Source organism: Desulfogranum aggregans (genome assembly GCF_055398265.1).
Genome location: NZ_AP042447.1, coordinates 3,958,554 through 3,973,634, shown reverse-complemented (window position 1 = coordinate 3,973,634; position 15,081 = coordinate 3,958,554). Strand labels below are relative to the sequence as shown.

The following is a 15,081-nucleotide window of genomic DNA, read 5'->3' as shown; positions in this document are numbered from 1 at the left end:
CATGGAAAACACACCGCCAAGAGGACATCTCTATCTCGTTGGAATCGGGCCGGGAGACCCGGAACTGATTACCTACAAAGCCGGACGCATCCTCAATAGTACCGCCGTGTGGGCTGTGCCAAAGGCAAAACACGAAGGCAGCTCAAGCGCACTGCAGATAGCCGGCGGCCTGATCGATGCCTCGGAAAAAACTATTCTCGAACTCCGCTTTCCGATGAAAAAGGTTTTTCTGGGGCAAACGGTTGATCAACAGCTGCTCAAGGCCTGGCGAGCCTCAGCCGATGAAGTCATTCGTTTTCTCGACCAGGGCGAGGATGTGGTCTTTCCCACCCTTGGGGACCCGACCCTCTACTCCACCGCCTTCTACCTGCTGCCCATGATCCAGGAACAACGCCCTGAAATTGAGGTCACCGTTGTCCCCGGCATCACGGCCATGGCTGCCTGCGCTGCCGGATCATCCACTCCGCTGGCACTCGGCAATGATGTACTGACCGTGGTGCCTGCAGCCTTTGATGACGATCGCTTACGGGAAATCCTGACCACCCTTGATGCCATCGTCCTCATGAAGGTACATAAAAAAATGGATACCCTGGTCACCCTGCTGGACGAACTTGGCCTGACCGACAGCGCGGTCCTGTTCGAACGATTCGGTCTGCCCGGTGAAAATGTCTACACTGACATCCGTACGGCCTTGGGAAAACAACTGCACTATTTTTGCACCATGGTGATCAGAAAAAAACAGGTACAGGTATAACATGACAACCCAGCACACCGCCCCGATGACCGAAACCACCTCCCCTGTTTGTTTTGTCGGTGCCGGCCCGGGAGATCCGGAACTCATCACCCTCAAGGGACGTCGACTGCTCGACCAGGCCGACCTGATCATCTACGCCGGCAGCCTGGTGAACACCGCGCTGCTGTCCGGTGTACAGGGCCAATGTCTCGACAGTGCAGGCATGGACCTTGAGCAGATTCTGGAGCAGATCATCCACGCATATCGGAAGGGGTTGCGGGTTGTGCGTCTGCATACCGGTGATCCGGCAATCTATGGCGCGATTCGCGAACAGATGCAGTGGCTTGATCGGGAAAACATTCCCTACGAAGTTATCCCCGGCGTCAGCTCAGCCTTTGCCACCGCTGCAACCCTGAAAAAGGAGCTGACTGTACCTGAGGTCACGCAGACGGTTATCCTCACCCGCCAAGCCGGGCGGACGCCGGTGCCGGAACGCGAGTCACTCCGCAACCTGGCTGCCGCCCAGGCGTCCATGTGTATTTTCCTCAGTGTCTCCATGATGGACAAGGTTGCCGAGGATCTCATCGCCGGTGGATATACCGCGAACACACCGGTGGCAGTGGTCGAAAAAGCAAGCTGGCCCGATGAAAAGATCCTGACCGGAACGCTGAGCAACATCGGAGAAAAAATCAAGGCGTCCGGAATCAAAAAAACCGCAATGATCGTGGTTGGCCCTGCACTGGATATGGAGAGCACCATTGCCTCCAAACTCTATGACCGTGCCTTCCAGCACGAATACCGCTAGGGCGACAGCTGCCTGCGATGAACATTGCCGTACTAGCCATCACCCGGGGCGCCCAGCATCTCGGTCAACGACTTGCCGCTGAACTCGGTGCTGATTTTTATCCCTGTAAAGGCCGACTGCGGGCCACCATCTCCGAGGCCTGGCAAGACTACGACGGGATCATCTGTATTATGGCTGCCGGTATTGTGGTCCGTGCCGTTGCCCCCCTGCTCACCGACAAGCATCAGGACCCGGCAGTGGTGGTGTGCGATGAATGCGGAGCCTTTGCCATATCGCTCCTCTCCGGTCACCTTGGCGGGGCCAACAGCCTGGCAGAACGGGTGGCCCGAATAACCGCGGGACAACCGGTGCTCACCACGGCCTCCGATGTTCTGGGAAAGACCGCCCTTGACCTCTGGTGCAGGGATCTCAACCTCCAGATTGCCAACAAACGGGACTTTACCGAAAAAATGGGGAAGCTCGTCGATAGTGGCTCGCTCACCCTCTACAGTGAATACCCTCTGCCGTCCCTTCCAGCGGACCTGATTGCGGTTGACCGCCCCCAGGACGCCGACCTGGTGATTACCAAGTATGCCGAGGTAAACACAACGGCCGCCTTGCTCCACCCCAAAGCACTGGTCATCGGCATCGGGTGCAAACGAGGTACACCGGCCGCCGTCATCCGCGGCTGTGTGGAGGCCACCTGTCAGGCTCATAACCTGGCCCTTGCGTCGGTTGCTGCTCTTGCCTCGATCACCCTCAAACAGGATGAAGAGGGCCTGCTTGCCTATGCGGCCGAGGAGCAGCTGCAACTCCACTTTTTTTCCAGCAACGCCCTCAACACCGTTCCGGGAAGGGCCTCCTCCCCAACCGTCCTCAAGGTTACGGGAGCAAAGGCGGTTGCCGAGCCGGCCGCCATGCTGGGGGCAGGTACCGATACACTGCTGGTGAGCAAATCCAAATGGCAGGGGGCAACAACTGCTGTAGCAGAAAAAACCGATCCCTTGATTAACGACTAATCTTCCACCCAACCATATATCATGACCAACTCAACAACGGAAAAGCGTACCGTCCTCTCTGTCGTCGGCCTTGGGCCCGGAGCCCATGACCTGATGGCGCCGAGGGCCAGACAGGCCATCACAACAGCTGATACGGTTATCGGTTATCGAACCTACCTGGACCTGGTACAAGACTGTATCCCGGTCGACGCAGAGGTGATTTCCTCCTCCATGATGCAGGAGATCGACCGATGCCGCACAGCACTGGAACTGGCCGAGAGCGGGAAAAAAGTTGCTCTGGTCTGCGGCGGCGACCCGGGTATCTATGCTCTGGCCGGACTGGTTTTTGAGTTGGCCAAAGCCACCGAAAGCACAACAACCATTGAGGTCATTCCAGGTATTGCGGCGATCAATGGGTGTGCCGCTGTTCTCGGTGCACCGCTGATGCATGATTTTGCCGCAGTCAGCCTCTCTGACCTGATGACACCGTGGGAAGTCATTGAACAACGGCTGGAAGCCGCAGCTGCCGCGGATTTTGTCCTTGCTCTCTATAATCCCAAGTCCAAGAAGCGAACCAGCCAAATCGTACGGGCCAGGGAGATTCTGCTCGCTCATCGTGACGGTGCAACCCCGGTGGGCATTGTCAAAGGAGCATCGCGGGAAAACGAATCGGTGGTGCTCGCAACCCTTGATACCATGCTGGACAAGGACATCGGTATGCAGACCACGTTGATTGTCGGCAATTCCCAGACCTTTGTCTGGAATGAGCGGATGATCACTCCCCGAGGGTACAGTAAAAAATACGGCCTGTAGTCGACTGCGTAGGGAGATGCTATTCTCCTCCAACACACTCCACACACCGACCGAACCGAGGCTCCTCTCAATGCCGGCTCCTGAATTGACATGGACCCCTGTCATCCGCCGCCTCGCGAATTTTGAGCAATCGTGATGCAGGAGGAACCCGTTGCCCGGAAACAGACTAGCATACCAGCGTTACCTGGACGGCTGCACAGCGGTTTTCTGCCGCAGCCAGCCTCAAGGGGGGAAGCACAGTCCTGAGCCTGAGGGGATATGCTCAGCCGTCATCCCGGCGGCGGTCACCCCCTCCTTTTCATGACCCTGTACCCATACAGGAGCAGCAATGCGCCCCCAACGGCCAGCAGCAGGCTTCCCAGATTGAAACCGGTTACCGTTCCCAACCCGAGTACGGACCCAATGAAGCCACCCACAAAGGCACCGCCTATACCCAGGAGTATAGTCACGATCAACCCTCCCGGATCTCTGCCCGGCATGATAAACTTTGCCAAGATGCCGACAAGCAGCCCCATGAGTATCCATGATAGAACGCCCATCACTCACCTCCTTTGTTTCGGTTGATTGAATGCGCCGGGTTAGGGAGGAAGTTGTCCTCTCCTGTATCTCCCCGGTCCTACATCCTGTAGGGAAACGTCAACAGGCAGACGTAATGGGCCTGCCGACCTCTGCGACTCCCCGTTGCTGTACGTTGATGATCAACAAGAGCATGTCCTGGGTTGCACGCCGTCCCACAATAACAATACGCATTTACCGCTCCGGTGAAAAAACGCTGTGGCAACTTTTCCCAAAAGGAACGTACCGCGGTCCACAACTCAACGTCCCCTGGACTCTTTTCGCTTATCGCGCTTGAGCATCTGCCGGATATACTGCTTGATCTCCCGAAGGCTGGATGCAGGGGGCTGGACGGAATTCTGCACCCGAAGATACTCCGCTTCATCCTGGCGCTGCTTGACCACAGCGGCAATCCGATCAGCAACTTCCGGATGTTGATGGAGAAGCTTTTTCATGGTCTCGAAGTCGATACGTATGAGGGTTACATCAGTCTGCGCCATCCACTGGGTATGGATGGGATGGTCGGTGAACATGGACACCAGGCCATAACTCTCTCCCGGCCCGAGCTCTCCGGTAACCAGCTGTTTTCCATTGGGAAGTTCTATCGAGACCTCAACCATCCCGCTTATGAGGATGTTAAAGGCATCGGCTTCACCTGCCTCATACTGGATCGGTGCGCCGACATCAAAATACAGTTGCTGGCTGGCCCGGGCAAGCGCTTCAATTTCCTCCTCAGCAAGCGAGGAAAAAATACCCTGGCTTTTCAGGGCCAGCTGAATTGTCGGCGGCTCGGCTACCGGAACCTCGGCCCGCCGCCCTCTCCATTCGGTGATCACCGGCGCAGGCGTGACCCCTGCCTGCTGCAGGACGTAATGAACCTCGCGATAAAATTCTTCACGCCCGCGAAACATTGACAGGTAGTTAGGAAAACATATCCAGCACATGTAGGTATAGGGAATGGTGGACGCATTCTCCAGCCGAACCACAGGGGCCGGATGTTTCAAAACATGCTTGCACCTGTATATCCCCTCCAGGAGAAGCTGCTTGGCAAAACGGGGGTCGATCTCAGCAGGCATTTTGATCAGGTACCACGGTCGATGATAGTGGTACTCCCCGCCCAGGTTGGTGAATCCCTGTTTGGCAAGTTTCGAGTTGGGAATAATGTGGGTGGTATTATCCCAGTCATGGAGCCAGGTAGCCCGCCAGTTGATATCTATAACTGCTCCCATGGTCCCGTCCTCCAGCCGCAGCCAGTCGCCGATTCGAAAACCACCTTCAACGCCCATGGCCAACCCGGAAAAAAAATCTCCCAGGGTCTGCTGCAGGGCAAAACCGACCAGCGCGGTTGCCAAGCCGGTTGAAACCCACACCCCGGTGAACGAATACCCTTCCTGCCAGAGAAACAAACCAATTCCCAGAAAAATACAGGAGCCATAGATGCCTCCACGGAGCAGACCGGATACGGAATTGGACGAGGCACTGCGCACAGCCACATATTTTCGGTGCACAAGAGCGTGCACAACCTTTGCCAGCTGCCAGCTCACAATACAATAGAGCACCAGAGTGACAAGGGATTGGGGCCACTGCTCATGCCTCAAGCGGAACATTTCGGTAGCAAACCAATAAAGCATTGAGGAGCCGAAGACAAACAGCAGGGGAATGAACACCGCCCCCAGGCAGGCAAACACCAGGGGTAACTTCCGCTGCAGAGAGCGAAATAGCGGCAGGGTATGCAGGATGAGCCAAGCAAAAAATAATGCCGCGAACAAGGCGAGCAGCCAGGGGTATGCAGAATAGAGTTCAAGAATTGCCTGATTGCTATGCATGAGTGGGTATACGGTGAAAAGGTGAATATTGTCAGAGACGTCTTTCCGCAATGAGAGGAAAAACATCTCCCTGCCGCGTTCCTCTAATAGAATCGCCAGATGCCAATCGCGCAACAATATCATCCCTTCCCGTTCCATGCAAAAAAGCATTGCGAATATATTATTTGACAATATAATATTATACAATACAATATGAGAGAATAATACTTCTCCACGTTTCTCGATGCACCTTCCTCTTGATTCTACCCTTTCCGAACCTGACCACGAGGTACTCCACCATGTGCGGCATTTGCGGCGAAATTCGATTTGATCAGCAGGCCTCTTCTCTTGCCTCTCTTGAGGCGATGATGGCGAAACTCATCCCTCGAGGACCAGATGCCGGCGGTATAGTCCAACATCAGCGCGTCAGCCTGGGCCACCGGCGCTTGAAAATTATTGACTTGAGCGAACAGGCACGACAGCCGATGGTTGACGCCACGCTTGGTTTAGACGCAGTATTCAATGGCTGCATCTATAATTACCGCCAACTGAGAAAAGAACTGGAAGAAGTCGGCTACCGTTTTTTTTCATCCGGCGACACAGAAGTCATCCTCAAGGGATATCATGCCTGGGGGATTGATTGCGTAAAAAAAATGAACGGCATGTTTGCCTTTGTTATTCATGAGCGGGATACTGGTCGGGTCATTATGGCCCGCGACAGGCTGGGCATCAAACCGCTCTACACCACCCACGTCAATGGTGGGTGTCGATTTGCTTCGACACTGCCGGCGCTTCTTGCTGCCGGCGATGTAGATACCACCATTGATCCGGTCGCCCTGCACCACTATTTTCACTGGCACTCGGTGGTGCCTGCACCCCTGACCATCCTCAAAGGCATCCGCAAGCTCCCCCCGGCCACGCTGCGAATCTATGAGCCTGACGGACGATACGAGGATACCACCTACTGGCGCCTTTCCATGCACAAACACCGCGCATATCGGGATCGCTCGCCGGACCAATGGATCGACGCTCTCAGCGAGGGCCTGGCAAAGGCTGTAGAACGAAGAATGGTCGCGGATGTCCCCGTGGGTGTGCTGCTTTCAGGCGGGGTGGATTCCAGTTTTCTGGTGGGTCTCCTGGCCGAACAGGGGCAGCGCGGTCTAAGCACCTTCTCGGTAGGCTTTGAGGGTGCCGGCGGTGAACGAGGCGATGAATTTTACTATTCCGACATTATTGCCGATCACTATCAGACCGACCATCATCAGATCTTCGTCCCCTCCAGTCAGCTTCTTGCCACCTTGCCCCATACGATTCAGGCAATGTCGGAACCCATGGTCAGTTATGATGCCGTCGGTTTTTATCTGCTGAGCCAGGAGGTCTCCAAACATGTCAAGGTGGTGCAAAGCGGGCAGGGGGCTGACGAGGTCTTTGGCGGCTATCACTGGTACCCGCCGCTCTATGGGAGCGGCTCTCCGGCCGAGGACTACCGCGATGTATTCTTCGATCTTGCTCCGGGACAGATGCAGGAGGTGGTCACCGACGGCCTGATCTCTACAGATTACAGTATGGCCTTTGTCCGGGACTACTTCAAGCAGCTGGACACCGACCACCCGGTTGAGCAGGCACTGGCACTGGATACAACTGTCATGCTGACTGACGATCCGGTCAAACGCGTTGACAACATGACCATGGCCTGGGGCCTTGAAGCACGGGTTCCTTTTCTCGACCACGAGCTGGTCGAACTGGCAGCACAGATCCCGGTTGAGCTCAAGGTTCGAGGGGAAGGCAAGTGGGTCCTCAAGGAAGCGGCCCGGCGCCTGTTGCCGAAACAGGTCATTGATCGGGAAAAGGGATATTTTCCCGTTCCTGCCCTCAAACACATCCAAGGTCCATACCTTGAATACGTCAGGGAATACCTCACCAACGAAACAGCAACACAGCGAAAACTCTTCAACAGTTCCCATATCGAGACGCTCCTCAACGATCCAACAGGTCATATTACCAACCTGCGCGGCTCACGGCTCTGGCAGTCGGCGCTGCTGGAAATGTGGCTGCAACAACAGGGAATCTAGGCACCATCATGAAATCCACCGAAAAACCATGCAACAGCCCGCTTGACCCCAGCTGCATGTCTTCGCTGAAGCACTGGGGCGAACCGCTGCGAACCGAACAGCACACCTCGATGCAAAAAAACAGTACGGTCAACTGCGGCTGGGGTCGGCTCCTGTTCGGACAGACGTTTGACGACCCGAAAACACTGGCCAGATCGATTGTCAGAGAGCAACGGGGGAAACGGGATATCGCCATGTATGTTCGCGATCCCCACGTGGTTACCTCCTATGCTCCCCAGGAACTCTTCATAGATCCGTCCCTGACCTACCGACTTGATTTTGACGATTACCAGGAAACAAGCTACGGTGCCCCCTGTCTGCAGATTCATCAGGTTCGAACGGTTGAAGAGTTGCATGCAGTGAACAGAATCTACCTCTCGCGCAACATGGTCCCCTGCGATGATGATTTTGTGGGCTCAGGAGAGAACGGGAAAGCAGTGACTCTGCTCTACGCCAGGGAGGCAAGAACAGACACCATTGTAGGCGCCATAACCGGAGTCGACCACTTTCTTGCCTTTCGTGATCCGGATAACGGTTCCAGCCTCTGGGCTCTAGCAGTCGATCAACAGAGCCTGGTCCCGAAAGTAGGTGAGTTTCTCGTCCGTGAACTGATTCTGCGCTTCATGGAGGCGGGCCGACGGTTTATTGACCTGTCGGTCATGCACTCCAACAACGAAGCGATAGGACTCTACAAAAAACTCTCCTTCAAACAGGTCCCTGTTTACTGCATCAAGAAAAAAAATTCCATTAATGAGCCGCTGTACGTTGGCAGCAGGCCAACCCAGGAATTAAACGTCTATGGAACGATTATCACTGATGAAGCACGACGACGAGGTATATCCGTCGAGGTGCTTGATGCTGCTAACGGCTATTTCCAGCTGACTCTGGGCGGTAGAGCCATCACCTGTCGAGAGTCGCTCAGTGAGCTCACCTCGGCCATAGCCATGAGTCGATGCGACGATAAATCCATCACCCGCTCGCTCCTGCTCCACGCCGGGCTGAAGGTCCCTGCACAAATCGTCGCCGATGAACGAGAGGCGGTTTCCCGTTTCCTTGACACCCATGGACGGGTGGTGGTGAAACCGGCCCAAGGTGAACAGGGAGAGGGCGTCCGGGTGGATATTGACGATCCTGAAGAGGTTTTCGCTGCCATGGCCGAGGCAGGGTCATCGGGAGCCAAGGTCCTGGTGGAGGAAATGGCCCAGGGTATGGATCTGCGTATAATCGTTATCAACGATGAGGTCGTGGCAGGGGCGGTGAGAAAACCGGCAACCATTATCGGAAATGGCGAGCTGTCCATTCGCCAACTGATTGAAAAACAGAGCAGAAGAAGAGCTGCCGCCACCCGCGGAGAAAGCAGCATACCTCTTGATGGGGAAACAGTGCGAACAATCAGTAAATCCGGATATTGCCTCGATGATGTACTGCCTGCCGGAGTTGAGCTGGCAGTGCGGAAAACCGCAAATCTGCATACCGGTGGCACCATTCACGACGTCACCGACGAACTGAGTGCAACCCTGCGGGAAACAGCCATCACAGCTGCCCGCGCACTCAATATACCGGTCGTCGGTCTGGACTATATACTGCCCGACTTCTCAGGGGAGGAGTATGTGATAATTGAAGCCAATGAGCGCCCCGGACTGGCAAATCACGAACCGCAGCCAACAGCCGAGCGATTCATTGACCTGTTGTTTCCCCAGACCAAAAACGCTGCAGGAGGGCTGGAGCAATAATGCAGAAACACATTGATGCCGACTACCTGCTTGCCATTCTCGACGAGTTGCTTCAGATCCCCAGCCCAAGTGGCATGACCGATGATGTCGTACGCCTGGTCTGCGGCGAACTGGACAAACTCGGAATTTATTACGAACTTACCCGAAGGGGCGCAATTCGTGCGCATATCAAAGGCCAGCAAAAGCGGCCGCGTCGCGCTGTTGTCGGCCATCTCGACACCCTGGGCGGCATGGTCAAGTGCCTGAAAACCAACGGCAGGCTCAGCCTGGTTCCCATCGGGACGTGGTCGGCACGTTTTGCCGAGGGGGCGAGAGTAATTATCCATTCTGATGAAGAAAAAATGACCACAGGAACCGTCCTCCCGCTCAAAGCCTCGGGCCACAGGTACAACGAGGAAATAGACAGGCAGCCGACGGACTGGGCCAACCTTGAGGTACGCATAGACGAGCCCTGCACATCCATTAATCAGCTCTGGGATCTGGGGCTCAGAGTGGGTGATTTTATCTCGTTTGCACCGCAATACGCCGCCAGTGCGAACGGCTACATCAATTCCCGCTTCCTTGACGACAAGGCAGGCGTTGCTGCCATACTCGCAGCGGCAAAATATATAATTGACCACAAGATTTCGCCAGCCCGCGACTGCTATCTGCTCTTTACGATCTCCGAAGAGGTGGGAGTGGGAGCGTCGCACATCTTGCGCGGGGATGTGGCAGAAATGGTCTCCATCGATAACGGCACCCTGGCCCCGGACCAGAATACCTGCGAGATGGGCGTGACTCTGGCCATGAAGGATTCCAGCGGTCCCTTTGACCGGCACCTCACCGATCACCTTATCCAGCTATGCATCGAGCATGAGATAGAATTCAGCCGCGATGTCTTTCTTCACTACCGGAGTGATGCTGCCGCCGCCCTGGAGGCAGGCAATGACATTCGTACAGCCCTGGTCTGCTTTGCCCTGGATGCCTCCCACGGCTATGAACGGACCCATCTCCATTCACTGCAGGCAGTTGCAGGACTGATTGCTGCCTACGTCGGTTCAGCGCCGCTCTTTTCCAAGGGAAGGAACGTTATCGGTTCGGAACAGGACTATCCATTGATCAAAACATCCTCCGAACGGCGCCCGTGGTAGCCCCCTGACGGCGCGGCTGTTGTCCTCAACGGTATCCAGCCGTTTACTTTGCAGAAACACCGTATTGAAAAATTTGGACCATGGTGCTAAGGAGAGACATGTCCCACTGACCTGCAGTTCTCACCAATCCATTCCGGACAATTATCGTGCGCATTCTACTCTATGGGGCCACTGAGATCGGTTATATGCTGGCAGCCCAGCTTTCCCAGGATCACGACCTCACCGTCATTGACGAAGGTACCGAATTACCCGAACGCTTCCGCAACCTGGATATCCGGCACGTGGTCGGTAACGGAGCGGACATCGCAGCCCTGGAAAAGGCCAACGAGCCGGCAGCAGCCCTGTTCATTGCCTGCAGCAGCCCAGACGAGGCCAATATTGTCGCCTGCTGGACCATCAAAAAAATCACCTCCCTGGAAACCATCTGTTTTGTTTCCAAACGAGAGGTACACCACAACCTGATTGCCCCTGACCAGTTTAGCTACCAGACAGCCTACGATATCGATACGGTCATCTGGCCGGAACAGCTCCTGACCCAGGATATTCTGCGCATCATCCTGGTTCCGGAAGCCATTGATGTGGAATACTTCGTCAACGGGCAGGTCAAGCTTTTCGAATATCGGATCAAGGAGGATTCTCCCCTCTGCAACCGCAGAATCATGGACCACCATTTCCCCCGCGACGTCCTGATTGTCGGCATTACCAGGGACGATTCACTCTTCATTCCCAAGGGCGATTCGCGGATCCTGCTTGATGACAAGATCATGTTCATGGGGACCGGTCAGGCCCTTGACCTGCTGGCTGCCGACCTGTTCCAGATCACGGCGACCACGGCTACAGCTGCCATCATCGGCGGCGGCAATGTCGGTTTTTTTCTGGCCAGGCAGCTCGAACGGGCCGGCATCAGAGTCAAAATTATCGAGCATGACCAGCAACGCTGCATGTACCTTGCTGACAACCTCAACAGCACCCTGGTCCTCCACGGTGATGGAACAGATATCGAGTTGCTCGAAGAGGAGGACATCGGAGCCCTGGACGTGGCGGTCTGCGTTACGGACAATGATGAAAAAAACCTGCTCTGCTCGCTCATGGTTAAGCAGCTCGGGCTCAAGCGGGTGATAACCCGGGTGAGCGGCCTGCGCAAAGCCCAACTGTTCGAGCGTGTGGGAATCGATGTGGTGGTTTCTCCCAGGGAATCGGCCATGAAGGAGCTGCTCAACCACCTGGAAGCCAAGGATATCGATATCCTGGCCCTGGTCGGTGGCGGCCGTGCCGAGGTGATGCGCCTGCAAGTGGCTGAAACCTTTGCCACGAAACGGATAATGGATATTGGGCTACCCAAGGGAGCCATCGTCGGGGTTGTCAAGCGAGGCAAGGGGATCATCATTCCCCACGGCGACACCGTTATCCGTCCTCTTGACCGGCTCAAAATATTTACGCTCCCGGAAAACATCGATCGTCTCCGGTCCCTTTTTACCCGATGAAAGCCGATTCCATTTTCCCTGCACTCAGCACCATTCTCCTCGGTTTCGGCCTTATTGCCCTGACGCCGGTGGCAGTGGCGCTGCTCGAACGGGACTACATGTCCATTCTCCCTTTCTGCACCGCAGCGGTGCTGAGTATCGGCATGGGGTGCGCTGCCAGGCGACGCAGCAGCAGCGGCACCATCGACAGGGCAAAACGAACGGAGGTCCTGCTGCTGGTAACCATCACCTGGGCATTGACCGCGGCGGTTGCTGCTATCCCCTACCTTTTTTACGGACTCTCGCCGGTCGATGCCTATTTTGAATCGGTTTCCGGGATCACGACCACCGGCGCCACCATCCTCCAGGATTTTTCCCTCTACCCCAAGGCCTTTTTTTTCTGGCGCAGCCTCACCCAGTGGCTGGGGGGTATGGGCATCATTGTTTTGTTCGTGGCTATACTCCCGCAGTTCGCAGTTGCCGGCCGCCAGTTGTTTTTTGCCGAAGCACCAGGCCCGACCGAGGACAAACTCACCCCTCGCATCGCCCACACCGCCAAGGCGCTCTGGCTGGTCTATGTCTTTCTCACCACCGTAGAAATCGGCTTGCTTCACTGGGCCGGCCTACCAGTCTTTGACGCGGTCTGCAACGGGTTGACCACTATGGCGGCCGGAGGATTCTCTCCCCATCCCCTTTCGATCATGGGGTACGATAACAGTACGGTCACCTGGATTATTTCCCTGTTCATGTTCCTTGCCGGCAGCAACTTTGCCTTGCAGTACCGGTTGCTGGTTCAGTTTAGACCGCTCTCTTTACTTACCAATGAAGAGTTTCGTGTTTACTGCGGTATTATTGGTGTTCTTTCCCTGTTGCTGGCCCTTTTTTTAATAACCGGTGAGCAAGGCTCTCTTGCCGAGAGCGCCAGGGACAGTGTGTTCCAAATTATTTCAATCATCACCACTGCCGGTTTTTCTTCGGCCGACTTTGCCCTGTGGGCGGTGCCGGCCCAGGCAGTCCTGCTTATCGTCATGTTTGTCGGTGGATGTGCCGGGTCAGCTGGTGGTGGGATCAAGGTCGTGCGTGTCCTGTTTATGTTTCGCTACCTCCGACGGGCGATTGTTCAGGCCCTGCATCCCAAAGCGATCGTCCCGGTTAAAATCGATCGCAAGCCCATCGCAGAAACTATTCAGCACCAGATATTGAGTTTTCTTCTCTTCTATCTTCTTCTGCTGGGCGTTTCCGGGCTGGCGGTCACCATGCTCGAGGGCAGTCTATCGGTTGGTTTTGTGGGAGCTGCGGCGACCATCGGCAATATCGGACCGGGATTCGGGGAAATCGGACCAATGGGTACCTTCGGCACCCTCACCACCGCCAGCAAGCTGCTGTTTATCCTCAATATGCTCGCCGGACGGCTGGAACTGATCCCGTTGTTGGTCATGCTCCATCGCGATTTCTGGAACCTGAATCCGTGACGGTTCAGGCTGTAAGCCGCCACCGATTCAGGTGGAAACAAAAGAGAGAACTATCCAGCCTCATCGAGCAGGGAGCCGTCGGCAGCGAGGAGTTGAATGGTCCCGCCTGCCTGGCCCAGACAGTGGGTGGAACAACTCAGGCACGGGTCAAAGGCCCGGATGACGGCCTGGAGACGATTGACAGCCGGTTCGCTCAGGGTCGTGCCGTCGATAAAATGTTCAGCGACCTGCAGTAGTCCACGGTTCATCGCCAGGTTGTTGTTGCCTGTGGCAACGATGAGGTTCAGGCCAGTCATGAGCCCGTTTTCATCTGCCAGGTAGTGATGGAACAGGGTCCCTCTGGGAGCTTCCACCACGCCGATACCCTGGGGAAAATTCGCTTGCGCAACCGCGCGAACCCGCTGCCCGGCAATGTCTTCATCACCCACCAGCATCTCCAGCAGCTCGAGACAATAAAGGATTTCGATCAACCTGGCATAGTGGTTGTAAAATGAACTCTGCTGCGGTCCTTTGCTCAGCTCCCGGTATTCCGCCCACGCAGCCTGCGCCAGTGGAGTGGAGATTCCTTCACAGACATTCAGCCTGGCTGCCGGACCAACCCGGTACATTCCCTGCGGGTATCCCAACGGCTTGTAGAAAGGCGACTTAAGATAGGAAAAGGCCTCAACCTGCTCGTCGATATACTGCTGATAAGCGGCTGGGTCAACCTGGTCAGCCACCGCCTCGCCCTGGGCATCCATAAAGCGCAGTCGGCCATCCACCAGTTCCAGTCTTCCCTGCGGATCGACCATGCCGAGATACATGGATGGAAAATTGGCAAAGGTCCGGATCTCCTTTTTCAGTTTCCAGAGGGATTGCTTGAACAGGGATAGCGCCCGTCCGACAATATCCACCGCCTCGGGGATCACGACCTTAATCTCTGCCTGGTGCTCTGCAGCCAGCGGGGCATTGACCCCGCCGGGAACCACCCACGAGGGGTGAATGCGCTTGCCCGCCAGCCACTCGATGACCTGCTGACCGATCTGGCGCAAACGGATTCCGTCCCGGGCAAAGGCCGGGTTGGTCTTGAGCAGGCCGAAAATATTGCGTTGCTCAGGTTGAGCATCCATGCCCAGGAGAAGGTCTGGGGAGGAGAGATAGAAAAAACTCAGGGCATGAGACTGGATAAAAGCGCCGCAATTGATCATCACGCGCAGTTTCCGGGCCGTTGGCGGTACCTGCACGCCCATAATCTGGTCACACGCTTTGGCCGAAGCCAGCGAGTGACTGATCGGGCAGATGCCGCAAATCCTCTCCACCAGTGAGACCATCTCGGTAAACGGCCTTCCCTGACAAAATTGCTCAAAGCCCCGCAGCTGGGTTACATGGAACCTGGCATCCGCCACCTTCCCCTGCTCATCAAGGGTTACCGTAATCTTCCCGTGACCTTCGATCCGGGTTACCGGCTCAATAACGATCTGTTGTCCCATGGTCCTTGCTCCTCC

12 protein-coding genes are annotated in these 15,081 nt (G+C 55.8%); 9 read left to right on the top strand and 3 right to left on the bottom strand.

Annotated elements, in window-relative coordinates; genetic code table 11:
* Position 1: 1 nt before the first annotated feature.
* Genes cobI through cobJ form a run of 4 tightly spaced genes read left to right on the top strand, consistent with a single transcriptional unit; the run spans position 2 to position 3,328 of the window.
* Complete coding sequence (cobI, locus tag ACZ52Z_RS17510; RefSeq protein ID WP_464268064.1) at positions 2 to 754, top strand: precorrin-2 C(20)-methyltransferase; 753 nt, start codon at positions 2 to 4, stop codon at positions 752 to 754.
* A 1-nt stretch (position 755) separates the two neighbouring features.
* Positions 756 to 1,538, top strand: a complete 783-nt coding sequence (gene cobM, locus ACZ52Z_RS17505) for a precorrin-4 C(11)-methyltransferase (protein ID WP_464268063.1) — start codon at positions 756 to 758, stop codon at positions 1,536 to 1,538.
* Positions 1,539 to 1,555: 17 nt separating this feature from the next.
* Positions 1,556 to 2,536, top strand: coding sequence for a cobalt-precorrin 5A hydrolase (locus ACZ52Z_RS17500; protein WP_464268062.1), 981 nt, complete (start codon positions 1,556 to 1,558; stop codon positions 2,534 to 2,536).
* Positions 2,537 to 2,557: 21 nt separating this feature from the next.
* A complete protein-coding gene (gene cobJ, locus ACZ52Z_RS17495; protein WP_464268061.1) occupies positions 2,558 to 3,328 on the top strand; it encodes a precorrin-3B C(17)-methyltransferase in 771 nt (256 codons plus the stop codon).
* Positions 3,329 to 3,612: 284 nt separating this feature from the next.
* Here cobJ and ACZ52Z_RS17490 read toward each other — a convergent pair whose 3' ends face one another.
* Together ACZ52Z_RS17490 and ACZ52Z_RS17485 are read right to left on the bottom strand one after the other, a co-directional pair.
* Positions 3,613 to 3,867, bottom strand: coding sequence for a GlsB/YeaQ/YmgE family stress response membrane protein (locus ACZ52Z_RS17490; RefSeq protein WP_464268060.1), 255 nt, complete (start codon positions 3,865 to 3,867; stop codon positions 3,613 to 3,615).
* A 276-nt stretch (positions 3,868 to 4,143) separates the two neighbouring features.
* Positions 4,144 to 5,823: a mechanosensitive ion channel domain-containing protein gene (locus tag ACZ52Z_RS17485; RefSeq protein WP_464268059.1), complete on the bottom strand. Its 1,680-nt coding sequence runs from the start codon at positions 5,821 to 5,823 to the stop codon at positions 4,144 to 4,146.
* 164 nt (positions 5,824 to 5,987) lie between these two features.
* On the opposite strand from ACZ52Z_RS17485, the gene ACZ52Z_RS17480 reads away from it, so the two are divergent.
* The 5 genes from ACZ52Z_RS17480 to ACZ52Z_RS17460 all read left to right on the top strand — a co-directional run bounded on the left by ACZ52Z_RS17480 (position 5,988) and on the right by ACZ52Z_RS17460 (position 13,597).
* On the top strand, positions 5,988 to 7,760 hold the full coding sequence (locus ACZ52Z_RS17480) for an N-acetylglutaminylglutamine amidotransferase (RefSeq protein WP_464268058.1): 1,773 nt from the start codon (positions 5,988 to 5,990) through the stop codon (positions 7,758 to 7,760).
* On the top strand, positions 7,736 to 9,532 hold the full coding sequence (gene ngg, locus ACZ52Z_RS17475; protein WP_464268057.1) for an N-acetylglutaminylglutamine synthetase: 1,797 nt from the start codon (positions 7,736 to 7,738) through the stop codon (positions 9,530 to 9,532). Before ACZ52Z_RS17480 ends, ngg begins: the two co-directional genes overlap by 25 nt.
* The gene (locus ACZ52Z_RS17470) at positions 9,529 to 10,662 is read left to right on the top strand and encodes an osmoprotectant NAGGN system M42 family peptidase (protein ID WP_464270816.1); all 1,134 of its coding nucleotides are present in this window, start codon (positions 9,529 to 9,531) and stop codon (positions 10,660 to 10,662) included. Before ngg ends, ACZ52Z_RS17470 begins: the two co-directional genes overlap by 4 nt.
* Before the next feature lie 146 nt (positions 10,663 to 10,808).
* Complete coding sequence (gene trkA, locus ACZ52Z_RS17465; protein WP_464268056.1) at positions 10,809 to 12,146, top strand: Trk system potassium transporter TrkA; 1,338 nt, start codon at positions 10,809 to 10,811, stop codon at positions 12,144 to 12,146.
* Complete coding sequence (locus ACZ52Z_RS17460) at positions 12,143 to 13,597, top strand: TrkH family potassium uptake protein (protein ID WP_464268055.1); 1,455 nt, start codon at positions 12,143 to 12,145, stop codon at positions 13,595 to 13,597. The genes trkA and ACZ52Z_RS17460 overlap by 4 nt, the downstream gene beginning before the upstream one ends.
* 50 nt (positions 13,598 to 13,647) lie before the next feature.
* Here ACZ52Z_RS17460 and ACZ52Z_RS17455 read toward each other — a convergent pair whose 3' ends face one another.
* Positions 13,648 to 15,066, bottom strand: a complete 1,419-nt coding sequence (locus ACZ52Z_RS17455; protein WP_464268054.1) for a Ni/Fe hydrogenase subunit alpha — start codon at positions 15,064 to 15,066, stop codon at positions 13,648 to 13,650.
* Positions 15,067 to 15,081: the final 15 nt, after the last annotated feature.